Annotated in this window: 18 protein-coding genes; 2 read left to right on the forward strand and 16 right to left on the reverse strand. The window is 41.2% G+C overall.

Going from position 1 to position 25005, the window contains the following annotated elements:
- Positions 1-25 precede the first annotated feature (25 nt).
- Positions 26-1192 carry a transposase gene (locus VB732_RS25790; protein WP_323233763.1) on the reverse strand — a complete coding sequence of 389 codons (1167 nt, stop codon included), beginning with the start codon at positions 1190-1192 and terminating at the stop codon, positions 26-28.
- A 46-nt stretch (positions 1193-1238) separates the two neighbouring features.
- Here VB732_RS25790 and tnpA point away from each other — a divergent pair, with 46 nt between their 5' ends.
- The gene (gene tnpA / locus VB732_RS25795; RefSeq protein WP_323233732.1) at positions 1239-1640 is read left to right on the forward strand and encodes an IS200/IS605 family transposase; all 402 of its coding nucleotides are present in this window, start codon (positions 1239-1241) and stop codon (positions 1638-1640) included.
- Between the two features lie 81 nt (positions 1641-1721).
- Here the strand turns inward: tnpA and VB732_RS25800 are convergent, their stop codons facing one another.
- The 4 genes from VB732_RS25800 to VB732_RS25815 form a co-directional block, all read right to left on the reverse strand.
- The gene (locus VB732_RS25800; RefSeq protein ID WP_323233733.1) at positions 1722-1916 is read right to left on the reverse strand and encodes a hypothetical protein; all 195 of its coding nucleotides are present in this window, start codon (positions 1914-1916) and stop codon (positions 1722-1724) included.
- A gap of 262 nt (positions 1917-2178) precedes the next feature.
- Complete coding sequence (locus tag VB732_RS25805) at positions 2179-2478, reverse strand: WGxxGxxG family protein (protein ID WP_323233734.1); 300 nt, start codon at positions 2476-2478, stop codon at positions 2179-2181.
- 68 nt (positions 2479-2546) lie between these two features.
- Positions 2547-2747, reverse strand: coding sequence for a hypothetical protein (locus VB732_RS25810; RefSeq protein WP_323233735.1), 201 nt, complete (start codon positions 2745-2747; stop codon positions 2547-2549).
- 286 nt (positions 2748-3033) lie between these two features.
- Positions 3034-5085 (reverse strand): serine/threonine-protein kinase, encoded by a 2052-nt coding sequence (locus VB732_RS25815; protein ID WP_323233764.1) that lies wholly within the window; start codon positions 5083-5085, stop codon positions 3034-3036.
- Positions 5086-5734: 649 nt separating this feature from the next.
- Here VB732_RS25815 and VB732_RS25820 point away from each other — a divergent pair.
- Positions 5735-6973 (forward strand): peptidase, encoded by a 1239-nt coding sequence (locus tag VB732_RS25820; RefSeq protein ID WP_323233736.1) that lies wholly within the window; start codon positions 5735-5737, stop codon positions 6971-6973.
- A 95-nt stretch (positions 6974-7068) separates the two neighbouring features.
- Here the strand turns inward: VB732_RS25820 and VB732_RS25825 are convergent, their stop codons facing one another.
- The 11 genes from VB732_RS25825 to VB732_RS25875 all read right to left on the reverse strand — a co-directional run bounded on the left by VB732_RS25825 (position 7069) and on the right by VB732_RS25875 (position 24858).
- A complete protein-coding gene (locus tag VB732_RS25825) occupies positions 7069-9147 on the reverse strand; it encodes a serine/threonine-protein kinase (RefSeq protein WP_323233737.1) in 2079 nt (692 codons plus the stop codon).
- 448 nt (positions 9148-9595) lie between these two features.
- The gene (locus VB732_RS25830; protein ID WP_323233738.1) at positions 9596-10642 is read right to left on the reverse strand and encodes a serine/threonine-protein kinase; all 1047 of its coding nucleotides are present in this window, start codon (positions 10640-10642) and stop codon (positions 9596-9598) included.
- A 260-nt stretch (positions 10643-10902) separates the two neighbouring features.
- Positions 10903-12210 (reverse strand): glycosyltransferase family 4 protein, encoded by a 1308-nt coding sequence (locus VB732_RS25835; RefSeq protein WP_323233739.1) that lies wholly within the window; start codon positions 12208-12210, stop codon positions 10903-10905.
- 234 nt (positions 12211-12444) lie between these two features.
- Entirely contained in the window at positions 12445-13209 is a 765-nt protein-coding gene (locus VB732_RS25840; RefSeq protein ID WP_323233740.1) for a class I SAM-dependent methyltransferase, read from the reverse strand.
- A gap of 230 nt (positions 13210-13439) precedes the next feature.
- Positions 13440-14795 carry a glycosyltransferase family 2 protein gene (locus tag VB732_RS25845; protein WP_323233741.1) on the reverse strand — a complete coding sequence of 452 codons (1356 nt, stop codon included), beginning with the start codon at positions 14793-14795 and terminating at the stop codon, positions 13440-13442.
- Positions 14792-16000 carry a glycosyltransferase family 2 protein gene (locus VB732_RS25850; RefSeq protein WP_323233742.1) on the reverse strand — a complete coding sequence of 403 codons (1209 nt, stop codon included), beginning with the start codon at positions 15998-16000 and terminating at the stop codon, positions 14792-14794. Before VB732_RS25850 ends, VB732_RS25845 begins: the two co-directional genes overlap by 4 nt.
- A 21-nt stretch (positions 16001-16021) precedes the next feature.
- Positions 16022-17761 (reverse strand): ABC transporter ATP-binding protein, encoded by a 1740-nt coding sequence (locus tag VB732_RS25855; RefSeq protein WP_323233743.1) that lies wholly within the window; start codon positions 17759-17761, stop codon positions 16022-16024.
- A 94-nt stretch (positions 17762-17855) separates the two neighbouring features.
- Positions 17856-19031: a glycosyltransferase family A protein gene (locus VB732_RS25860; RefSeq protein ID WP_323233744.1), complete on the reverse strand. Its 1176-nt coding sequence runs from the start codon at positions 19029-19031 to the stop codon at positions 17856-17858.
- Between the two features lie 967 nt (positions 19032-19998).
- Positions 19999-22233, reverse strand: a complete 2235-nt coding sequence (locus tag VB732_RS25865) for a glycoside hydrolase (RefSeq protein WP_323233745.1) — start codon at positions 22231-22233, stop codon at positions 19999-20001.
- 116 nt (positions 22234-22349) lie between these two features.
- A complete protein-coding gene (locus VB732_RS25870; RefSeq protein ID WP_323233746.1) occupies positions 22350-22586 on the reverse strand; it encodes a NifU family protein in 237 nt (78 codons plus the stop codon).
- 538 nt (positions 22587-23124) lie between these two features.
- The gene (locus VB732_RS25875; RefSeq protein ID WP_323233747.1) at positions 23125-24858 is read right to left on the reverse strand and encodes a R3H domain-containing nucleic acid-binding protein; all 1734 of its coding nucleotides are present in this window, start codon (positions 24856-24858) and stop codon (positions 23125-23127) included.
- Positions 24859-25005 lie beyond the last annotated feature (147 nt).

The following is a 25005-nucleotide window of genomic DNA, read 5'->3' on the forward strand; positions in this document are numbered from 1 at the left end:
GTTTATAAAACGGGGGATTCTGAGGTCAAACAGCAATTGCAGGCATGGCCCGACTTACATCACCTAACTCGACAGTCGATGCCCCAACTGCTTGAATGTTCCGCGCTGCATTGTCATCACGCCCATTCACGGACTGACATGATGGACAGCGCCACTCTCTAACCGATAAGTCCAAACTTTCTAAGATATGACCACAAGAGAAGCAAGTCTTGCTAGATGGATACCACTGGTCAATATAGATCACTTGTTTACCCTTCTTTTTTGCCACCCATTCCAAGATATCCAAGAAGTCTCTAAGTGCTAAATCACTAACTTTTCTTCCCCATAAACGCTTCATGCCTTTAAGGTTGAGCGTTTCAAAGCACAGCACGTCAAATCTACTAGTCAACTCGTGCGCTAGCTTCCAAAACCAATCAGTTCTGCGGTTGGCTATGTCTTCATGTGCGCGTACTAAATTTTTCCTCGCTCGTTCCCTGTTTGAGGAACCTTTTAATTTCTTAGAGTGATGTCGATTTGCTCTTTTGATTGCATTGAGTGATTGTTTGAAAAATTGGGGAGACTCAATCTTAATACCATCTGAGCAGGTCAGGAATGTCTTTAAACCAAAGTCAAATCCCGCTATCTTACCAGTCGTGAATTTGATTTCTGGTTCATTGCTACTCTCAACGACAATGACCATAAACAATTCACCCAATGGCGTGCGCTTAATGGTCAAAGTTTTGATTTTTCCGCCAGTTGCTCTACTTGGGGAAACCCCAAGACCGCACTGGCTCTCAATCTCTCTAGAGTTCCAGTATTGATAAATATGACTCCCAATTTTGACCCGATTACTACCTAAGAATTTATAACCAGCTTGTTTGAGAGTGAATGATTTGTATTTCTTGACTTTCTTGAAGTTTGGTGGTCTTACTCCCTTTTTGTGGTGCTTAAAAAACAGTTGATAAGCTTTGCCAATGCGTTGACAGATATCTTGCACTGCTTGAGATCCAACCGACTGCCAAAACTCTCTACGCTTACGTAGCTTGGCGATATGAGCTTGAAGCTTGGCACAGTTCAGGTGTTTGCCCCAACGACGGTAATACCGCTTGTGTAGAGCAATGCAATGATTATAAATAACTCCAGCAGCGTTGATTGACCGCTTGAGGTATTTATTGCGCTTGTGACTGTATAGCTTAAACTTCAAGGTTTTCATGTCACCATAATACCATTTATTATGTAGATAATCAATATTCATCTACATGAAAACTGTATACAACCATTACAACCATGCAATTGGGCTAGCAACCGTTCACCTAGTCTGGATACCATGCCGTCGTAGGAGAATTTTCGCCAACAATGAGCCTCTTAAACTCCGATGTATTCAAATATTTCAATCTGTTGCTAATGACAATAGATGGTTTATCAAAGCATTGGAAATTGCACCAGATCATGTCCATTTATTGGTTGAATATGATCCGCATCACTCAATATCTCAAGTAGTGAAGGCGTTTAAAGGTCGATCATCAAGATATTTACGGCAAGAATTCCCTGAATTAATGAAGCTTCCTAGTCTGTGGACACATTCATATATGTTTGACACCACGGGGAAAGTTAGTACTCAGAAAGTTTTAGAGTATATAAATGATCCACATCACGGCTGAATGAATTCAGCCTGTTCGCTTATATCCGCCGCCTAAGGGCAGGCGGCTTTACGCATCACGGCTCGTAAAATACCCACTTGTTTATTGGCGATAAAGTATACCAATAACCAAAGTAAAAATTATCGGTATTAAGATTGGAATAGCAACAACCAGTCCCCATTTACCAAACTTAATTTCCTCACCTTCAGATTTTAGAAACGCAATCCAACCTACAACTCCCATCAAAACCCAAATAAACCCAAAGCAAAGAAATATAACAAATACTGAATCTTCCATTTTTATTTAAATTATCGAAACAATCGGGTGTGAAACCAATTCGCAATTCGCAATAGAGCCTCCGGCACGCTACGCGAACGCAATTCGCAATTAAACTAAGCCACCCACTAGGGGTGGGGTTTCAACCTACCTTACGGTACAAGGATTATTTCGCCCCTTGTGGGCGAGGTTTTTACCTTTTCTATTGATAAATCAATATGGTTACAAACAAAGCCTGCATTGGCAGGCTTTACCCATAATCATCTTTAGGACTTATACCAAATTAATAGTTAGAACGGGAGCCAGGGGAGCCTACCGCATTAGGGTCATGATAAGCTACATTATCATCGGCTTTGCGGCTCTTGCGACCAAATAAACCAAATAAACCGAGCAAGCCTAGTAAACCCCAATCACCATCTCCATAATTTCCGTCAGTAACAGTATTGTCTGTAGTAGTATTTGTAACAATACCGTCAGAGGTGCTTGTTGTCTGAGCAGAAGCGGGCAAAACTGTCGGCAAGGTAGCCAAGCTTAAAGCTAGAACAGTACTTCCTAAAATTTTAGAAGCATTAAAACGTTTCACGATCACATTCCTCAATTGAATTGCTGCAAGTAATAGTTAAAGCTTATTAAGTTATGACAGCGCCAGCATCAATCTTTAGCTGCAAATATAAATCCGCTTAAAGTTGCATTGTGGATAGAGCAAATAAGCATTTTGGTATAGATTGTATTAACGTGCAGGGCAACTTCTGGAATACTAAAGTCAGCGATCGCACAAAAAAGTTTGATTCTAGAACGTGTACTTAATAAATATGGGATGATTTGGTAAAATTCCCAAATGCATTTATACATTAAACTTTCATCCCGTAAGAGTACTCCAAGTAAAAAAATGCTCAATTGTCATTGCGAGCGAAGCGTTCGCAATGACGAGTTTTGGATCATTTATTTTTTGGAACACTCTAAATATACCTATAGGACTTACGCACACTCTACGAATTCTTGGCGTTCTTGGCGTCTTGGCGGTTCGATAAATTAAGCTTTTCGGCAATTTTTGCGTAAGTCCTGACCTATTCAAAATTGATAATTTAACACTTTTAATAAAATTTGTATTTCGTTTTCTAGTAAGCTGCTACACTTTTCATTGAATCGTCTGCCAAATCTTGAGAATGTTTTCACCACTGCCACCACCGGCAATAGTTTTTCCATCAGGGCTAATGGCGATCGCATAAATATATCCAGAACCCGTCTCTAAAGTGCGAATTTCCCTTCCTGTTGAAGGATTCCACAGTTTAATAGTCTTGTCACTACTACCACTAACAACAGTCAGGTCATTTTGACTTCTACCGGGCACAAAGGCAACAGAATTAACCTTATCATTATGTCCCCTTAAGGTGCGGATTTCCTTTCCTGTTTTCAAATTCCACAATTTAATTATTTTGTCCCTACTACCACTAGCAAGGGTGACACCATCGGGAGCAAAAGCAACTGAAAGAATCGAGTTTTCATTTCCTTGTAAAGTGCGAATTTCCTTTCCTGTGTCTAAATTCCACAATTTAATTGTCTTATCCCAGCTACCACTAGCCAGAGTTTTGCCATCAGGACTAAAAGCTACAGATGGAACACCACTAGTATGTCCCTCTAAAGTGCGGATTAACTTTCCTGTCTCCAGATTCCATAGTTTGATTTTCATATCTTTACTAGCAGTACCACTAGCAAGAGTTTTGCCATCAGAACTAAAAGCTAAAGAAGTAACTCCGTCAGCATTTCCCTCTAAGGTGCGGATTAACTTTCCTGTCTCCAGATTCCACAGTTTGATTGTTTTGTCTGCACTCCCACTGGCAAGAGTTTTGCTATCAGAACTAAAGGCTATAGCCCAAATCCAATTGGAATGTCCTTCTAAAGTGTGGATTTCCTCTTTACTGGCTAGATTCCATAGCTTGATTGTCTTATCATCACTGGCGCTACCAAGAATTGTGCCATCAGGACTGAAAGCTACGGAATTTACATCACTGGAATGCCCCTTCAGAGGTTTGGGCTGAAAATAATTTTCTGAAGGTTTTTTTGGGGGCTGAATCGGCTGAGAAATAGGTTGAGAATATTCGTTCCTTGGAGTCTGGAAATACCAAACTCCCGCCAATCCCAACGTCAAAATGCTAGAAACTAACAGCAGTTGACTTTTTAACGTATTATTTTGTTTTGGTGAAACCAGCCCCTTATTTGCTGGGGCAGATGAGAATGTTGGTGTAAGTATAGTTACGGGCAATGGTGACAATGGTGGTAGCCCTGGTGTCAAGTCAGCGATGACTTCATCAGCCGATTGATAACGCTTTTGGATATCTAGTTGCAACAGCTTATCAAAAATTTCACCCAACTCTATAGACACAGAAATCTCATCCCTACCTGAACTGACTAAATGTTGTCGCCAAGATGCAACCCAACCATAGCCTTGCTGTATCCACAGTTGAGATGGGCGAACCCCAGTCAGTAGATGAAAAGAAGTCGCCCCCAAACTGAATAAATCACTACCTGGGTAAGCTTTGCCATCCTGCATCTGTTCCAATGCAGTGTAACCATGTGAGCCAATAACAGTGCCCATTTTAGTCTGCACTGTTGCCGTCAGTTGCTTAGAAGCTCCAAAATCAATTAGCACTAATCGCCCGTCATTTTGACGGCGAATAATATTTTGTGGTTTGATATCCCGATGGATCACTCCCCGCACATGGATAAACTTTAGTATGGGCAGTAAATCTAGCAAAAGTTCCCGAATCTCTGTTTCGTTATAGTTTCCCCGCTTCTCCCATTCTTTAAGCAAGTTTTGTCCATTGATAAATTGCTGCACCAAAAACAGATAGCCATTTTGCTCAAAATAAGCCAATAAGGTTGGAATTTGCGGATGTTCGGCGAGTTCTTGCAACCGACTCGCTTCTTGTTTAAATAGTTCAGTGGCCTTTGTTAGTGGCCCAGTTCCCTGAAGTTTCGGTGCGAACTGCTTAACAACACAGCATTCATTCAGCTTATGTACATCTTCTGCCAAATAGGTTCTACCAAATCCGCCCTCATCTGACAACACTTGAGTGGGACGATAGCGACCTCCTAGCAGAGGTATCAGTTCTGCTCTACAACTGTGGCAATAGTTGTTCTTGTCAGGATTTAAGGGTTTTTGGCAATCGGGATTCACACAACAGAGCATACTGGGAATCCATTTCAAGGAGTATATATTCATCTTAAGTCATGCAGTATAATCTCTGTTGTTAGTCAATATCACTGAGATCCTATACAAATCCCCAGTTTCCTTATCTCGTCAGGTATTGAACAATTTAAACAACTGAAAAAAAGTTGTGCTTGAGCGATGCCTTTTAAATAATTGATTGGCTTCAGGAGGCAGGAGGCAGGAAGAAAGCACGCCTAAAAGTGCTTTCTTTAGGTGACAAGGCTTTGTATCTTGTAACACTTTCTGCTGGATATAATTCCTCATTTCAAACTGGGCAATGACCCAGAACGAAAGTTTTGATTAATACTTTTTTCTCTAGCAATCCTCTCGATTTAGTAGTCTGGCAGCATCTAGCTCAGTTTGGCAAAAATATATTGGCAAAAATCCGAAAAGCAATAATTTCAACTTGTAGCTAGGTATATACTTACAAAATTGATATTAACTCTAGTAGAGCTTGGCAAAAATCTAGCTAAAATCCCAAACAAGACTCCGGGCAAAGCCCCTCGTTGAAATTATGTAAATTTTTGCCTCAGTGTATTAGTAGCTTGAATTAAACTATAAATTTATTGAATCAAATTTTGTCTATCTATATAAATACCCAATCATCAGCAAAACTAGGAGCAGAATTATGCTATTAGAAGCCAAAAACTATCGTCGCAAATTAAGCCATATTCTAATTTGTTCTTTGAGTAGTACTTTGTTAATTACAAGTAATTTGCTACCTATAAGTGCTTTGGGAAAACCTCAAAATTCTCAAGGCTTCATAATTGCTAAATCACCAGATGAGAGACAACCAGAAGCTGTTAAAAAAGCAATTGAGCAAATTCCTGCTCCTACTCAAGCCTCAATAGCTCCAAGAAAAAAAATATCTGTTGAGTCGCCAATACAAAATCGTCGTATCTCTTCTAATACAGAAACTTCGCAGCGAACCTCTAGTGCTTCAAATGATAATACTTCTAGAGCGTCTAGACGTAGGACTGCTAACTCAAATTCTAATCGTTCTAATAATAGTAGTTCTGTATCTAATTCGTCTAGAAGTAGAGTTTCCAATTCAAATACAAATCGCTCTAATGGTGGCTCCGGCAGAGTTCGCAACTCAAGGTCTAGTGTAGCTAGAAGTCAAAACCGAAATGTCGCCCGTGCAGCCGTTTCTTCACCTGCGACACCAACTTATAAAGAGATCAACTTTGTCGATGTTGCATTGGGTATTTTGAGTAGGAATGACTTTCAATCTCAAGGTAGATATTTTCATTTCTATGAGTTTGAAGGTAGAGAAAATCAACTCGTTCAAATTAGGCTGATTGGTAGTAATGATACACGCAGAACAAATAACTTAAGTTTAAAACCTTTGTTGTTTCTGCACGATCCCGATAATAATATCATAGTCAAAAAAGGCGCTTTGGATAAGAGCAGTGGTGGCGATGATGCCTTCATTTTTGCGCGGCTACCTGTGAATGGGACTTACAAAATTGCAGTTACTAGCACCGATCCTGGAGAGATCGGTCGCTATAGTTTGGCTCTGAGGAATGATAGAGCTAGCTATACTTTAGATGAAGCAGGCCAACTAAGTGCCAAAAGCTCAACCCTGAAGCAAAATGGAGGCGCTTACAATGTTTCTAATTTCCAAGGAAGAAAAAATCAACTTATAAGTATTCGTGTAGATAGTGTTGATGAAGAATTTTCTCCTTACATAGCTTTATTAAACTCTCAAGGAAAAACGATCGCTATCGATATAAACAAAGGTAAGGATGGTGTATACAGTTCTTTAATTGACAGAGCTAGATTGCCTGAAGACGATACTTACTATATAGTTGTTACTTCCAAAAATCCACAGGAACAGGGTAAATATAGATTGACTATCTTCTGATAATTTAGTTTGCATAAAAAACCTCTCCCTGGTTTTACTACGCAAAACCTGTCCCTCTCCGACTCGGAGAGGGACATTGTAGTAAGGGAGAGATTTTACTGAGACAACTGCCAAATCTTAATGGTGTTATCTTCACTACCACTGACAAGGTTTTTACTATCAGGGGTGAAAGCCACGGATGTCACGGTGTTGGTGTGTCCCGCTAATGTGAGAATTTCTTCTCCTGTGGCTGGATTCCAAAGTTTGATAGCGCGATCGCGGCTACCACTAGCAATAATTTTACCATCGGCACTGAAGGCTAAGGTTGTGACTGTGTTGGTGTGTCCCAAGAGTGTGCGAATTTCTTTACCGGTTGTGAGATCCCAAAGTTTGATGCTGCGTAGGCGTAGCCCGTCGTAGACATCGCGGCTAGCACTGGCTAAAATTTTCCCATCTGGGCTAATAGCTAAAGCTGTTACGGTTTGATAATTTCCCTCTAGTGTACGGATTGAGTACCCTTTTGTGAGATTCCAAATTTTGATCGTCTTGTCAAAACTCCCACTGGCAAGAATCACACTATCGGGGCTAATAGCTAGCGATCGCACCCAGAATGTATGCCCTACCATTGTCCGAATTTGCTCTCCTGTTGCTAAATCCCAGATTTTGATGGTGTTATCATCACTACCACTAATCAGAGTTTCGCTATCAGCACTGATCGCTAGAGCATGAACTGAGTCAGAATGTCCTGTAAGAGTCCGAGTTTGTTTTCCGGTTGCCAAATTCCAAACTTTGATGGTGCTGTCATCACCAGCACTTACCAGAGTTTTACCATTTGGGCTAATTACTACCGTATTAACCGGCTGAGAATAGGTGTTGAGTGAAGAGATTTGTTTCCCGGTGGCGAGATTCCAAAGTTTGATGTTGCGTAGGCGTAGCCCGCCTTCGACATCGCCCCCACTACTGACAATGGTTTTACCATCAGGGGTGATGGCGACAGATAAAACCGAGTTTTCATGCCCTTGGAGAGTCTTAGCTAAGGAAACCTTACCCAAAGTAATCTTTGACAGTTGACCTAAAAGCGCGTCATCTTTGCCAGAATTATTGTGCTGACTCAACCTAGAAACTAAACTGGTTTGAATCCGGCGAAAATGTTTATACCAAGATTCTTGGAATCCGAACAACAGAATAAAAGCACTTACCAAGACTAAAACTCTCAGTAACGGATAACTTTTTGGTAAAGATGGGGCTTGAGTTGCAGGTATTTTTCCAGATGACTTCCCGGCTGGTGGTAGGGCGAGGAGTTGTTTGGGAATTAAGTCTCTGAGAACTTCATCGGCTGACTGGTAACGTTCATAGATATCTTTTTTCAAAAGTTTGTCGATGACAAAATCCAACTCAGGAGTTAATGGAGTGCGTAAATATTCCCGCCAATTACTCACCCAGGCGTACCCCGATTCCATCCATAACTGGAAGGGCGAATTTCCCGTTAACAGGTGAAAGCAGGTAGCCCCCAAACCGAACAAGTCACTGGCGGGAAAAGCTTTCCCATCTCTAATTTGTTCTAGTGGGGAATAACCATGTGAACCAATGGATGTGCCAGATTTTTGCTGAACTTTGGCGGTGAATTGCTTTGAGGAACCAAAATCAATCAGACTTAATCGCCCATCACTTTTATGGCGGATAATATTTTCTGGTTTGATATCCCGATGAATGATTTTGCGATCGTGGATAAATTTGAGGATGGGCAGTAAATCTAGCAAAATAGATTGAATATCCCTAGCGTTATACCCCTTGCGCTGTTGCAACTCCTTTAATAAATTATCGCCATTGATAAACTGCTGCACTAAATATAGGCAGCCGTCTTGCTCAAAGTAAGCTATTAAAGTCGGAATTTGCGGATGTTCTCCAAGGTCTTGTAGTCGCTGCGCTTCTTCGGCAAACAACTCCATCGCCTTTTTTTGTGACCAAGTTCCTTGAAACTTGGGAGCTAATTGCTTGACAACACAGCGTTCATTGAGTTTATCGACATCTTCTGATAGATATGTTCTGCCAAATCCCCCCTCATCTGAAAGGACTCGGATCACACGGAAGCGATTTCTTAAAAGTGGCACCAACGGGGTGTTACAACTTTGGCAGAACTTCTTTCCATTGGGATTCAGGGGATTTAGGCAATCGGGATTTAAGCAGCAGATCATGATCTGACAGGCGCGACTGCATGACAACTTAGGCTAAGTTTGCCCCTAACTTTCCCTTAAGAAAATCGACTCTCGCTTACTTTGTGGTAGAAAACCCTGTTCTGGGGATTGGGGAATTACTTAATATAGTTAGCGTTTGTAAATAGTAGTTAGTCTTCCTTATTTGTGGAAAACCACGAGAGCCATAAAATTAATTATTCTTCCGATTATATAATAATCTGAATAGAAATATTTTTTTGAACTGCTAGCCCTAGTAATTCTGCTTGTATATTGACAAGCGGCAATTGACTAAGTATTAAGTGAAATCCTGATTAATTAAGCATTACTGACTATGAAACGTAGTCACAATGCTTACTATATTTGTTTTTGATATTTTAAACCGCTCATAATTAATGGTTAATTTGATACTCACATCAATCAGGTTTAAACTTAATATTTGCTACCTTACTTACTTCATCCTCGCTCTTAATTTCCGAATAGCATTAGCAGTTCTGGCGACTGGTGGCATATATACATCGGGAGTTTTATTATAGTTTTCGTATTGTGTAATACTTTTATTATTTAATTTTTGGGTAGTTAGACAGTTAGCTAAAGTAGGCAAATAGTTTGCATAACTTAAAGCTTTGATGATTTCATCGGCAGTCTTAAACCGATCTTCTAATGTAACCTTCACCATTTTCCCTAAAATCTGAGCGAAACTATCGGTAATATTTAATTCTTTTTGCCAGCAGATTTCCCCAGTATTTGGATGGTAGTCAAATTCTAAGGGACTTTTAGCAGTCAACATATAAATACAAGTTATACCCAGTGCATAAATATCACTGGCATAAACTGGACGAAGAGAAAACTGTTCTGGTGGCGCAAATCCTCTAGTTCCAATAAAGTTGGTGTTTGCAGTTATTGAGTTTTCATAAGTATTAACTAATTGCTCTTTCACCGCACCAAAATCAATCAGCACTATCCGCCCGTCATACTCACACCGCAGTAAATTCTGGGGTTTAATATCCCGATGAATCACATTATGTTTATGAAGATACTGTAGTACTGGTAATAATTCCTGTAAAAATTGTTTAACAAAGGCTTCACTTTTGGGCCCATTTCGCCGCACTTCTTGGGCCAAAGTTAAACCTGGTACGTATTCTTGAATTAAAAAGAACTCCCCATTCGCCTGAAAATAGTCTAATAGCATGGGAATTTGTGAATGACTACCAAGTTGGGCCAAAGTTCTTGCTTCTTTTTCAAAACGCGCACATGCCTTTTCCCAGCTTTTAGGATTAGTCACTTTCGGACATAGCTGTTTAATGACACATAGGGGATGCCCAGGTAATACGGCATCTTTAGCTAAAAAGGTGATGCCAAAACCACCTTTACCTAAAATTTGCAATATTTCATAGCGATCGCGGAATAGCTTCTTTGAACCACACATCTGACCAAGTTGAGTTTGCTGTAAAATGCTCTCTTGAGAATTCGTTATTTTCTGAGAAAAGCGATTCATTAGTATAGGATATCTACTTTTAAATGTCTCTAATCCTACGACAAATATTTCTTCATAACAGTAATATCACTGGAACTTTGCTAAATCATTACGACTTTTCTGTTAAAAATTCAAAAAGCAAGCATAAATATCTGTAGAACCATTCGTGATGGGTTAAATAAAGCCGCTTTTGTCAACCAGTCAAAATACTCAAAATAGCCTTAATAAGAATGATAATCGTGTCAAAATTTCCTAGTATTTTTACTTACCCCAATTTATTTTTATAATCTGAACAAAAAGTCACGTAACTGCTCACCAATTGCCTCCAAAGAAAAACACTCCACTACCCGGCATTGGCCGAGCTTACCTAGTTCGTGTCCCCAAGCCTGGTTATCTAAAATACGACCGAGAGCTAAAGCCAAGGCAATGGCATCACCACAGGGCACTAACAGCCCGCCTGATGCCTCACCTTTCACCAAAATGTCACGCATTCCATGAGTATCAGAAGCTACTATAGGTAAACTACAGGACATGGCTTCGATGGGTGCGACGGGAAAGCCTTCGTGTCTGGAGGGGAGAGTATAAACGTCAGCAGCAGACAGGTAACGTTGAATTGCAGCGCGATCGCGCACATATTCATCTACCCACAACACCCCATGTAGTTGCATTTGGGCAATCATTTGATGTAACTTGTTTGCATCGCTGCCTGTTCCTACAAGTAGCAAACGTAAGTCTTTTCCAGTGCGATCGCTCAATACCTGTTTCCAAGCATCCAAAAGAATATCCAGACCCTTACGCTGTATTTCAATACGTCCGTGATAGACGATAACCTGAGCATCAAGGGGAATATTCAACGCCGTTCTCGCTTCACTACGATCTATAGCTTGCCAGTTTGTGATATCTAATGGGTTGAAAATCCGTGCCAGCTTTGCAGATGGTAGGTTGTATTTTGATTGGACACGCTGCACCTCAGTTTGAGTCGCCACTATCAAACCAGCACAAAACCGGAGTGTCAGAGGACGCAAAAGACGTTCCCATCGTGATAGTTGAAAGTCACCTCCTTGGAAAGTGGCAAATACAGGCAAACCTATTAACTTTCCCAACAGTACACAGACATCAAAACGAGCATATTCGTACTCTTGGCAGAGAATTGCTTGGCAACCCTCGCGTCGGATTTCCTTTGCTAGTGTGATTAAAGGGGTAGCTAGGTAAGGAGACATATCTTTAAGAATTGCCACCAGTCGGCGATGCGAACCTTGAATATCTCCAATTGCTTCGTTGAGATTCCAAGCATAAGGCTTGGGTATCTGCCGCCTAGCAACGTGGTAGATTTTGGGAGCAGGCAATACACAGATAGTTGCACCAGTAAGCTTGTGAATATAGCGTGTTGGTTCAGTTACACGAGCCGAAATGCAGAATAGTACAGTTCGCACATCAACTAACTTCAAAGCATCGATGTAACCGAACATCCAGCCACCCGTCATCTCGTTGCAAAAAGCCTCAAAGGAAACGCCGATGGTGTCTAAGAAGTCTTCGATTAAATCGCCCCAGTGTAGTAGGGCGATGATAGGTTGTGCTTGGGTAGTCACTAAATTTTATTTTCCTAATCAAAAAATCGAGAAGATATTGAAGAAGAATTCAGAATTCAGAATTCAGGAGTCAGAATTAATGAGTGGGGGAGCAAAAACGCCGTTTATTCATCCGCCACTCGCTTAACCTTCTTCTGAATTCTGGCTCCTGACTCCTGAATTCTGTTCGTTAAAAACTCATAATTAAAATATTTTGCAGTTGTGAAATCCAATCAAATTCAGAATAAATTCTGACTACTTTTGCCAAAAGGATGCGGTTTCTGTACCCTTTGAATGTGGCTGGTGTAGGTAATAACTCAACCATGTTAAAGGACTAAGCACCTTGCACAAAAATCGACGCTGCCGATGAGATAAGCGTGAAAATGCAATATCATGACCAAGGACTGTGACAGGATTAATAAACGTGGCATATTTCTGACAGGGCAAATTTATTAATACCTGAAGTTCTGCCAAAGTATAGCCACGTCGGACATGACCCCATTCCGCCATAATTTCTGCCTCAGTAGGACAGATAGATTTCATAAATTTGTAGTAGGGAAACTGCCAATTTTCATTGGGAGTACTAATTAAGAGAAAACCACCTGGTCGCAGCACTCGCAAAGCCTCTATTACTGCCTTTTGATGATCTGGTATGTGTTCTAAAAGGTCAAACATCGTCACAGCATCAAAGGAATTATTTTCAAAAGGCAAAGCAGTTGCATCCCCACAGACAAAGCGTACCCGTTCTTGTTGGTTGCAGGGAGCTTGAGCATATTGAGGATTTAAGTCTAAGTTGGTGATTTCTGCTTGTGGATATAACAAGGCGGTTAAACCACTTTGTCCACCACCAACTTCGAGAATTGTCTGCAATGCTTGGTTGGGAGCAATGTTATGAATAGCACGCATTTTTTCCCGATAAAAAAAGCCTTGGGTGAGTGGTTCTGGGAAAGGGTTCTGGGCAAGAAACTTTTCTAAATGTACTTTACAAGCTGTATTTTGCTTGGGTAATAAAGTTAGCATAGTTAAAGTTAATAAGTAATGTTTTAGAAGATATTTTGTCAAAGTATGCCCATTAACCACGCAAAAAAGCCTAAGCTATGGCGATATCTAAAAATTTCAAATTGCCGCATCAAAATGCAAATTTTAAAACTTTTAGCAAAGAATATCATGATTAGGTTTTAACTTAACTAGGACTTACGCAAAAACTCTCTCAAACTCTTATTCCTTTGCGTCCTTTGCGGTTCGTTTTTTTATGATTTTGCGTAAGTCCTGTTAACTTTGTTTGTTATCTGGTTATGCTTTGACTTACTGGGAAAAGATGGAAAAGCCGCAACCTTCCGGTTATCTATGTAAAATTTGACCCCAGCTAAACATCCAGCAATTTCTGCTAAGACGTTACTGTGCCTGGATTTTGAGCCTATTCTCAGTTCTTTTAAAAGCCGATTTTTATAGTAAATGGGCAAATCTAGGAGGAGACGGTAGATGTTGCCCCAATGTTTGTAGTTAAAGAACTGCACTAAAAGCGCTGCTGTATGACCGCGCATATACTGGTATGATTGGTGTTTTAAGCTATCCATATCTCGGCGATGGTAGTGGTAAATGACAGCACTTGGTTCGTAACGGCAAAGCCAGCCTTCTGCAAGGATTCTGTACCATAATTCGGAATCTTCACTACATCCAGAAGCACCGGCTCCCAGGCGTTGATCAAAATATCCGACTAAATCAAAAGCCTTGCGACGAAATGCCATATTAGCTCCAGCACCAATACGCCAAACGGGGACACCTTGAGATTTTGTATCGGCGAAGAATTGAGAATCAAAGGTAACGGCACGGTATCCCCAATTGGGGCCTCCTTCTCCTTTATGGAAAATTAATTGTGCCTCTGTTTCTAGTTCTGCGGGTAGCATTAACCCGGTGACTGCCATGATTTTTGGGTCTTGAAAGCTTTGCTGTAATTGGGCGATCCAATTAGGATGAACCACTACATCATCGTCGGTGAAGGCAATAATGCTGCCGACACTGGAGCAAATACCAGTATTGCGTGCCATACTCAGCCCCGGTCGTGGTTCTAAGACATATTTGATACCAGAAGTTTGGGTAACTAGTTGGCGTGTAGCGTCAGAATTTGGCGCATTATCAACAACTATAATCTCCTGGGGAGGTAAGGATAAATTTTGCAGCGATCGCAAGCATCTAGCCAATTCCTTTGGGCGATTGCACGTACACACAACTACAGAAACCGAACCACTTACAGGCTGGGAACAGCGTTCCTGAAGTTGCTTCAGGGGTTTTTCTAATGCTATCAGTGCCTGAAAGTTAACAGGCATATCCTGTGCATGGTTTGGATCAATTGCTGGCAAAGACTGTTTGAAACCTTGTGCGAAACAGCGATCGCCTACTGCTGGTACAATTGTTTGCAGCACTAAATTTGCTAATTGCGTGGCTGGCATTGGCAATTGATCTGCCAAAATTTCCTGATTACCAAGGGGAATCCCATACCACCAAAACACTGCATAGATCGCCTGATATTTTGGTTCAACCGGAAGTGTGGGGATACCTGCACTCAACTCAATGTGCAGAACTTTCCAGGGAGCGGAGGTATTCATGAAAATTGCCTCCGAATCTCCTGAATACGTTTTAAAGAGCGAGGATATTCTCCTAAAATCCCCACAATTCCGCCCCACAGTTCTGCCAAAATCATGGTTGGGGGTAAAACATGACGACCCCTAAAACTATTTTTTAATTGCTTCAATTGATCCTTGAACCACCACCATATAAGACGGCGCAATTGCGATCGCTGGAGAGGATCGCTTTGGTAAGATTTAATCACAAAAGCCATAAATCCTAACCCCCAAGTCCAATACTGGTGGCGCAATTTAGCATATTCTCGGCGGTGCTGGTGAAACACCAAATATTTAGGTTCATATACTAATGGATAGTCTGCTCGAATCACCCGATAAAAAATATCCAAATCCCCACCACCAGGAAGGGTTGCGCCTGTATCTAAAGCCTCATCAAAGCCGCCGATTTTGAATAAAATATTCCGGCGGAAAGTCATATTGCAACCAGCTCCAAAGATTCCAGATCCACAAGGGTGGAGGGGATTACCTGGCAAAATTTGACCGTAGCGGATTTTCTCAAAGCCGCGACGAAAGCCACCTCTTTGTTCAAAAAGAATTTGAGCGTCTGTAGCTAACTCATAAGGCAGTACTAGTCCAGTGAAGGCAGCAGCATCAGGATTTTCTGCCCATGCTTCCATTAAACCTTCTAACCATTTTTGGTCTACAACCACATCATCATCTAGATAAGCTAAAAGCTCTCCATTTGCTGACTCCAAAGCACAATTTCGGGCAAAGTTTAGACCAGGTTTAGGTTCTCGAACATAACGGATTTGAGGGAATGAGGCTACTAGTTCTTTGGTGCGTTCATCACTAGGAGCATTATCAATTACCAAAATTTCCCATTCACTAGCAGGTGGTTGTAAATTTAGTAAAGATCGTAAGCACCGAGCTAAATTTTCTGGGCGATCTTTAGTACAAATTGCCACAGTTAGGGAAGGGAAAGGTATTTGATGCTCAAAAGCTAATTCCTCTCGCATAGCCTCTTGAAGTATCTTAGTTCCTGCTTCTTGGGCAATAATTTGAGCTAGGTTTTCTGGGGTGATTTGACTACTTCCTGGTAACGCTTTCATTAAAAAGCCGATGGGTCGATTTTTGCGTCGCCAAATCAGAGCAATACCTGTATCTTTGTTTGAGAGCGATATGGTGGGTAAAGGTTGTGTGACTTCGATTTCTATGATGCTGTAAGACATAGTAAAACTAAGTTGGTTGTCTCAATTACGAGCATTGCGGTATTGCAAGTCATAAAGCTGGGCAAATAGTCCGTTGAATTCCAGTAACTGTTGAAGATTTCCTTGTTCTATTACTTGTCCTTCGTCCAACACAACAATCTGATCTGCTTGTTCAATAGTAGATAGGCGATGGGCGATGACAATAACTGTACGATCTTGACTGAGAGTGTTAAGAGCTTCCTGAATTAAATGTTCAGCAATACTATCGAGAGCATTCGTCGCCTCATCCAAAATTAGAATCTCTGGGTTGCGGACAATGGCACGAGCTAAGGCTATGCGCTGTCTCTGTCCTCCCGAAAGGCGAATTCCGCGATCGCCTATCTTAGTGTCGTAACCTTGAGGTAGTTGACTAATAAATTCATGGGCATTGGCAAGTTTTGCTGCTGCGATAATTTCCTTTTTTGTTGCATCTAACCGACCATAGGCAATGTTCTCCAGGACGGTTGTACTAAACATATAGATATCCTGACTTACAATCGCAATTTGATTACGCCACTCAGTCAAATTCAGTTCCCTTAAGGGGCAATTATCAATATAAATTTCCCCGAAGTTAGCATCATAAAATCGGCATATCAAACCAATAATTGTCGATTTACCTGCTCCCGAAGGGCCTACTATAGCAGTGGTTTTACCTTTGGGAATACAAATTGAAATATCCTGAATTGCCAGGTTGTCATTAGGATTGTAGCGAAAGCCAACAGATTCAAAATAAATTCCTTGCTTCAAACTTTTAAAAGGAATACTCCCAGAACGAATATAAGGTTTATCAGAAGAATCTAATAGGGACATCACTTCAGCTACAGCACCTGTCAAAGCCAGTAAATTAACACGAGCGCCATCTAACTGCTGTACCCGAGGTTGTAGACGATAAAGAATAAATATAAAAGTTAGTAAATTAGGTAATGAATTGCGGTCTATTAACAACGCAATCACCAGGATTAACATTAGTATAATAGTTGATAATATCTCAGATATAGGTTGAACCATACCCGTGAAAATATCAAGCTTCAAAAAAGTATTGACTACCTTGTTGGATGCATTATCAAAAAGTTCTTGCTCGTAAGCTTCACGACCAAAAGCTCTGATAACTTTCATCCCAGAATACCCTTCCCACATCCGTTTAGCCAGAGTAGAATTAGCCTCTACTGCTTCTTCTCCTAAATGTTTTACATGGCGCGTTACTAACCTGATTCCAAGAGAAACCAATATCATTAAAACAGATACTAGCAAAGTTAGTTGCCATGAAATCAGTAGCAATAGAATTCCATAAATAGCAACTGTACAGTTACTGATGATGATGCCAATTAGGGTAGATAAAGCTTGACAAGTTCGCCAAGTTTCACTAGCCAGTATGTTCATCAATTTTCCTGATTCATTATTTTCTAAGAAGCTATAGCTTAAGTTCAAATATTGTTGAAAAATCCCAGAGCGCAACCGATGTCCAATTCGCGCATTTAACCAAGCAGATAATATCGAATTACCATAAGCTAAACTGCTTTTGAAAATAATACTACCTAAAATACATAAAGCAATAATTACAAAACGGTTACTGGTTGAAATATTAATAAATATTCGATTGAGAAAATCCACAAAAAAGTTGCTGCTGGCAACTGATGAATTTGTCTGAATCAAACTTTGCAATAGAGGGATAAATAAACTAATTCCTAGACCTTCAACAAAAGATGATAGTATCCCTAAAATAACAATTGCAACCATTGCCATAGGATACATTTTCAGTAAAGGTACTAGTTGTTTAATTACCTTTACTTCTTCTATTTGTCCTTTTATTTTTTTTTAACTAAATATATGTTTTTTTTCATAATTTAACCGTTTCTGAAATCTGTAAAGCTTGCAACCATCTTTGCCATTGAATTCTATCGTATTGTTTCTTATAATCTTGCTGAGGCTTGGTCTTTTTTTTCTGAATATCAGAAATTTTAATCACCCTATTAACATCTGAATTATTAGGCAAGGTTCTATTTTTTTTCTGAAAATATTTATACCAAGAGTCAGGTTCTAGCCCCAGCAAAGACATAATTGGTTTAAATGCAATTTTTAAAAGTTGTTTAACTAGAAACTGATTATTAAATAATCTGTAAATTTGAATATTGTCTAATTTTATGCCTTTAAATAATAAAACTAGAGTACCCCAATAATCTCCACAAGACTGACTAACTGATGACAAGTAGAAATAAAAATTACTAGCAGACAAATTGTAAATATAAGTAGGAATTTCTGGATGTCTCTGTCTAAATTCTGCCAGCACCAGGTTGTAAGACCTTTCCATTGATATATAGTTACGAGACATACTTCCTTTTACTTGACGATAACCAATCAAAAATTCTCGTACCACCCGAAATTTATAATGTTCGGCAATACGCAAAGAAATATCCCAATCTTCACAACCTTCAGCATTATTTGCTTTAAGTTCCCAGTTGTAAACACCAACTTTTTCCAAACAAGATCGACGGATCAGAGGTACACTAGCGTTGCCTATGAAGTTGCTGTATGCCAAAGAAGGGTAAACAATTCCCTCCAGACTGAAAAAATCCCTATAATATTCAATATAATATTCAATATCACTTATATCAAGAATTACATCATTTTCATCAATCTTTACTGACCAGGCATAGACTAATCCTACTGATTGATCTGCTTCTGACAGACATTGCACTTGCTTTTCTAGTTTTTGAGAATACCAAATATCATCAGCATCAATTGGTGCGATATATTCACCCCTAGACTTTTCAATTGCTAAATTACGAGCAATAGCTACCCCTGAATTTTCCTGTCGCAATAAAATAACACGATTGTCTTTCTCAACATAAGATTTGACGATTTCAGCAGTTCTGTCTTGGGAACCGTCATCAACTACTAAGACTTCAATATTTGTGTATGTTTGACTGAGTATAGAATTCAATGTCCGTCCAATAAAATCTTCAGCATTGTAAGCGGGTACAATGACAGAAACCAAAGGATATTCTTTTTCCATTTGAAATGTCCTACAACACGCTTAATTAAAATTTTATATGTTAGGAATTTAATATTTTTGGCTTGACCATTATTTTATAGATTAGCAAAAAAAATAAAAAATAAATGTACCCAAGGACATATTTGCAGAAATAGATAGTAATTATATATTTAGGTTTACGCTGCTTTAGAAATTGCCAATAGCAACATAATTATATATCCTGCAATTAGCCGTGTCCGTTCGGCAAATTTAACCTACCCGTAACCAATCAAGCAAATTTATATTAGCTTGATGATATTCGTACTTGATAACGCGTAGGCACATACCGACGCAGATATTATGATGTTCATTGAGATAATGGCAAAACTTTTATGCAAGTTTCCCTTTTCAATTGATGATTTGATGAATAGGGCAATAGTTGCCTCAAATTTACCTTTTCCTAGTAGAGCCTGGACTTGCCTTAAGCATTTTAGTGAAACCCGATTTTATTACAATAGATTTTTAATAAAATTGAGTTGAAGAAGAATTCAGAAGTCAGAATCAATCAATCGGGGATGCAGATCGGCACAGGATTGAAGACCACCAAATTTTCAATTTAGTGGGGATCTTAAACCCAATTAGTCATCCGCCAATCATACAGAATTCATTCTGAATTCTGACTCCTGACTTCTGAATTCTGTTCGATAAATTAATGTTTTCTGCTGTTTTTAATGCACTATTCAAATTTTCATGAAACTGTAGACTAGCACATTCAAATAATTCCAAAAATCTCTTTGCCTTTGTTCTCTGTGCCTCTGCGGTTTAAAAGTAATTTGTTTAACTATAAATACGCAAAGAACACAGAGTTAATATCATCTCTGGCTAAACAGCGATCATTGCCAACGTTCTACTTCTCTACGAGACGCTACCGCGAACGTTGCACTTGCAATGACATATCATAAATAATTTGCCGGACATGATACTAAGAAGTTAAAAACGGTATTGAGTTTTAAGGCACTTCAATAGGAATCAAAGCATTTTCTGGCAAGTAGTTACAAAAACGCCCTTCATCTGCAAGCACCAAAATCAGGCGCAGGGGATAATCTGGCGGAACTTGCAAATCTGCCCACGGTACAGCTAACTCTAAACAATTATTTATTGCTACTTGAGCGCGACTGAAACGGGGATGCCATTGATAATTGTCTCCAGCTTCCCGAAATTGAATCGATTGCGTCAGCAAGTTAACTTCTAGAAGATGGTGGAAATGGTAATTAAGTGGGGCTGCATCTGGTACATCTGCCAAGGGAACTGGGCTATTAACCATTGTTTTTTCTGGATAAAACCACAGCAAATTCAATTCTGTGGGAAAATCCTTTCCTGGTGCAACGCCACCTTTAAAGTCCAGCCGCACATAGAAATTGAGGTGATCCACCCCATACCAAAGTCGCTGGATAACGCTGCTATTGTGCATTGTCCCCCGCGCCCCGCCGATTTCTATACGACCAGCTTTGTCCCAGTCTTGCTCATCACCTTTACCATCGATAACGGGATGAATAAACCCTTGTGGGGTGTGGCTTCCCTGTGCTTCGTGGATTTCCACTGGTTGCTTGAGATAGGGCGGTACAGGTTCATTTAACGCCTTGTAAATGCCAAATAAGTGTTCTCGAAACAACTGATCAAATATGGCATCTTGATTTGAAGAGTGTCCTGCACCGAACCACCAAAACCAGTCTGAACCCTCTGCGGCATATAAGGCTTCCCATGCTTCTGGGTTGTTTTCTTCCGTTGCTTCGGGATGACTTGCGAGCATTTCTCTAGCTTCCGTTAAGTAATCCCAAGCGCGATTTTTGGCGCGATCGCCGATCCAGGTGGTGAAGCTGCCATCTACCCAAGAACCACTATGTAGTTGCCCTCCGGGAATGGTGGCTGTGGCGGGGAATTCTTCGAGAAATTCGGAGACGGTGACGAGTTTGAGGTGGGGTTCATCGCTCAAACTTTGATACAAAGCTTCTAAGAAGGGTTTGCCATCTTCGGGATAAAATTCCCAGCAATTCTCCCCATCCAAGGCGATGGTAACTAGCCAAGGTTGATCGCTTTGACTGTCTCTTTGCATTTTAGCGATCGCTTGTAAATGTCCCACTAAGTCTGCTGCTGCCTTTTTTGCGGGCATCGCACTGTAGGTAAAGCCAATCAAATCTGATAATCTGTGGTCACGAAACACAATTGACAAATCACCCTCTGCGGTTTGCAGGCGATAGGGTCGATACAACAGTTCTGGCTGCTGTACATTCCCTGCCCCATCCCGATGAAAAAAGTGTTTTAGTGTCCACCCTAAGACGGCTTCATCTGAGCATATCCACTTAAATCCTTGGTTAATAATGTGTGGAAGTATTGCCGGACTGACTGACTGTTCCGAAGGCCATAGACCACGAGGAATTTGTCCGAAGCGGTCTTGATAAAAGTTCCAAGCTTTTCGTAAGTGACGGGGAATATCTTCTTCCCACTGAAAGCGCTGCTTAGGTAGTGTCATATTGGGCACAGCTACCCGACCAGAGTTAGTATCAGCTAACAAAGGTAAAATCGGGTGGGTGTAAGGCGTGGTGGTAACTTCTAGCTGCCCCGCCTCCTGCATTTTTCGGTGTTGAGGGATAATGCGGCTGAGGATTTCTCGTTGTTTGGAATAAATGCGCTGGCGATCGCTTAAAGTAAAATTTCGACCCTGTTTTAACCAAGTCGCAATTTCCGGGTCATCCCAGAATAGCGGATCGATCCAAGCCAGATTGTGCCAAGCTAGCAAATCACCATAATCTGGCAATTCCCAATTTGCTAAACACCAAGCTTGCCCCTTCTCCTGCCTTTGCTGATACAACTCGCTATAACGGGGATGTGGGTCAATCAACGTATGGTGATTGGCATCGAAAAAATGTTGGATAATAAATTCGCGCTGTTGCTGCGTTAGTTGTTCATCCGGTGTCAAACAGGCTGTGAGGTAAGGGTCAAAAGCAGTGCCAGCAATATAATCTTCGAGTTGCAATATCAGCGATGGAACTAAATTCACCGTTTGGTGTAACTTAGGATACTGCTCTAAGAGCAATACCAAATCCAAATAATCTTTAGTCCCATGCAAACGTACCCAAGGTAGCCTGTACTGCTGACTAGAAGATAGCGAAGCACCGCTACCAGGAGATTTGTACAGAGGCTGATGTTGATGCCAGATAAAAGCGATGTAGAGAGGATGGGGCATAGCGAGTGATTAGGAGTTAGGGATTGGGGATTAAAAATTAGGGATTAGGTATTAATGATAAATTATGAATGAAAAAATCCATTCTTCCCCAGTCCTCAGTCCCCAATCCCCAGTCCCTAGACTACTTGTTCAATTTCCGCAATTTCAGGAATCACTTCTTTTAGGCGGCGCTCAATACCCATTCTCAGGGTCATGGCAGAACTGGGGCAAGAACCACACGCACCTTGCAGGCGCAGTTTGACAATAGGCCCATCAAGTTCTACGAGTTCCACATTGCCGCCATCAGACATGAGATAAGGGCGCATTTCATCTAAGACTGTTTCAACGTTTTCAGATGTGAGTGTAAGTGTCATAGTTTTAGACCTGCTAAGTTAATGGTGTGGGGAATGGGGAATTGGGAATGGGACATGGAATAATAATGAACGATTCTTGTACCATCTGTGCTGTTACTCGTTAACCATTGTCCAAAATTTTATTTTCCATGTTGTCTGAATAGAGTTTTCGTGTGAGCCTCCTACTTTACTTTAGCTTTTAGGTTCTGCTTTGCAGTCTGACGGAAGACAGGATTTAATTCTCGTGACACACTCCGCACACTGAATTGGAGTAGCAATTTCAGTGTGGGCTTCTCAACCAATCCGGCTATTGCTTAGGAGGCGTTGAGCTTTAAGAACCGCCTAAAATACCTAAGACTTGCTCTACTGGAGGAATTGAGAGTACTCCAAGTAAAAAAATGCTCAATGACGGGTTTTGGATCATTTATTTTTTGAATCGCCCACCTTCTACTAAGGTGAAATTAAAGTATTACTTTTCTTAAAGAAAACTCTCTATAGGACATCAAGTGTCTCCTAGTGACATCCCCTCTCCGCAATGCGAAGAGGGGTTGGGGTGAAGTTACGCTGGATAAATCCGCAATCTTCTATTTGGTTCTTCGCCAAAACTATGCGACTTGAGGCGATAATGTTCTACCAACTCATGTTGCATTTTGCGGACTTGGGAAGAGCGCGGTAATAACTCAACTGGCTGTCCTTTAGGAATCACAATTTGCTCAACAGCAAGTCTAGCTTCTTCAAGAGCATCCATCTCATCATCGCTGCCATTGTGCAAAAACAGTTGCAATTCTAGGTCATCGGCCGTTTCCGGGTCATCCATGTTCAGCAACCGTCGCAAACCACGGGTAATTTGCGGAATGGTGCTGGACTTAATCATGTGGATGGGTACATGACGGGCCTTGGCCATTTGGCGTAATTTGGCGTGGTTTTTGACGTGCGATCGCAGTGCTAAAATTGCATCAGCAGTATCTATATCTTTTGTCAATACCACGGGTAAAGTCAGCACGCTAATTACCTGTTCTAGTTGGTGGCGGCTAACCCCATAAGGATAAACGTGCAATGGCAAATCTTCGCCATTAGGCCCCGGGTGTCTGGTAGCAGCATCTAAATCAATGCTCTCAGAATAATTGAAAGATTCATCCAGCAATCGATCAAACTCACTGCGTCCTGTTACCCGCTCTACAGGTAATTGCGGCAGTGCTACCATTTGTCCAGAAGAACGCCAGCCATTGGCCGGCCGCGCCGGTGGAAAAGATTCTTCCACTGTTCCTAGCTGTCCACCGCGACCGTTGACAACAGCTAACTGCCTTGTAACCGCAACTTTGCCGTGGTCATCAACGGTTCTCGTTTGTGGGGTAGCCTGACGACCCCGCAGCAGATTATCTACTGTGTCAGCAACACTTTCGTGTACTACCCAGCGTTGGCGTTCCAACATTTCCACAGCAATTTCAAAGGTAGGAGGGGCTTTCCGCTCTAAAACGGTCTTTTGAGAGCCTCGCCGTCTAGCTTCGTCGTCTCCCAGCGTCACAGCCTGGATACCTCCAACTAAATCAGCCAAGGTGGGGTTTTTAATCAGATTTTCGATCTGATTCCCGTGGGCAGTACCTACCAACTGTACGCCCCGTTCAGCAATTGTCCGAGCCGCTAAAGCTTCCAGTTCGGTGCCAATTTCATCAATGACGATGACTTCTGGCATGTGGTTTTCCACTGCCTCAATCATTACCTGATGCTGTTGATCTGGATGAGCCACTTGCATCCGCCGAGCGCGACCAATGGCGGGGTGGGCAATATCACCATCCCCGGCGATTTCGTTGGAGGTGTCAATAATCACCACTCGCTTCTGCAAATCATCCGCCAAAACACGGGCAATTTCCCGTAGGGCGGTAGTTTTGCCCACGCCTGGACGGCCCAGCATGAGAATCGATTTACCAGTTTCTACCAAATCGCGGATCATGCCAATGGTTCCGAATACCGCCCGGCCAACGCGACAGGTTAAGCCAATAATCTTACCAGTACGGTTGCGGATGGCACTGATCCGATGCAAAGTTTGCTCAATTCCTGCCCGATTATCTCCGCCAAAAATTCCGACTCGTTCAATGCAATCATCTATCTGTTCTTGAGTAACAGGTATTTCGCTCAGATACTCAGCTTGGTTAGGAAAGCGAGCCTCTGGGCGGCGACCCAAATCCAAGACCACTTCTACTAAACTATCTCGTTTGGGATGGCTCTCTAGTGCTTGTTGCAGGTCTTGGGGCAAAATATCTAATAACTTTTGGAGATCGTCTGTAATCGTCATGCTTTCTATGGTGACGGAAACAACAGTAAATCGATACTTTCAGCTTCTAACAGTTCTCAATTGCTCATTCAATGCTCAAACCTCCTACCTTGACTATACAAACATAAATTAAACATGAATTACAGTACTATTTACTACCCAGTAATT

Origin of the sequence: Nostoc sp. UHCC 0252 (assembly GCF_034931145.1) — a bacterium.
Taxonomy (GTDB): Bacteria; Cyanobacteriota; Cyanobacteriia; order Cyanobacteriales; family Nostocaceae; genus Nostoc.